The sequence below is a fragment of the Mesorhizobium sp. WSM4814 genome (assembly GCF_055811595.1).
Genome location: NZ_JBVVQT010000072.1, coordinates 1 through 857, shown reverse-complemented (window position 1 = coordinate 857; position 857 = coordinate 1). Strand labels below are relative to the sequence as shown.

Annotated in this window: 1 protein-coding gene; it reads right to left on the bottom strand. The window is 61.8% G+C overall.

What is annotated here, in order from left to right:
* Nucleotides 1-604: 604 nt before the first annotated feature.
* Nucleotides 605-857, bottom strand: a 253-nt coding sequence (locus AC0L2V_RS32195) for a hypothetical protein (protein ID WP_473522187.1), incomplete at its 5' end; no start/stop codon positions are given.

Genomic DNA, 857 nt, shown 5'->3' with positions numbered 1-857 from the left:
CCGGGTAACGCCCCCGGGGGCCCGGGGGGGGGGGCTTGGGGTTAGTCCCCGCTGCTTTGAGCTGCCTTCGCAGCACAACTAAATAGTGACTGAGCGGAGCGATGACATGACCCAGACAGCGGAGCCTCGGGCAACCTGTCTTTCTTACACCGGCCAGTGCCGCCCCAAGGCCACCCGGGCGGGTGTCTCAAGCGTGCGGCCGGGGACGGACCCTCAAAGATTGCGACTTCCGTAACCCCAGCCTACACACCCGGCCTGACGCGCGTGCCCACCCAATGACGAGTGCCCACCCAATTGACCCCAGCATCAAGCGACAGGTCATTAGTAGCCGATACAGATCGCCCCCAAATCGGCCGCTTGAGCTAGCTCGGATAGACAATTCGGGTGAGCGGGTTCAACGGGCCAGCTCGGTCTTCACGAACACCGGAGGGGAGAACCAGATGGTTGCCATGGAGGGTAATTAGAGCGGGAAGAGGAACGATGTAGGCCCGCGCGGGTTTAGAATTGCGGCGGTCAGTTCTCCGTGGAATGCAGCCGCTGTGGGGTCCGTCGTTGTTCCCTCAACGGCGGCGGGCTCCCCCTTCAGCAGGACCCGTCAGGGCAGCTATGGAGTTTCGTCCCGACCGGCCTTTCCGATCGCCTCAAGCAATGATGCCAGAGTTGGCGTCAGTTCCTGTTCGACCTCCAGCCCAAGCAGCTTGTGTACGTGATGACGATTGTCCTCAACGCTGATGAACTGCTGAATGGCCTCGGAAAGTGAGGGGGGGGGGCGCATTAACCCCGGCATAAACACCTTTTCCATTGTTGAATGTCCCACCCAGCCCCCCCCCACCCCCCCGTCTAACGAATGGGTGCGT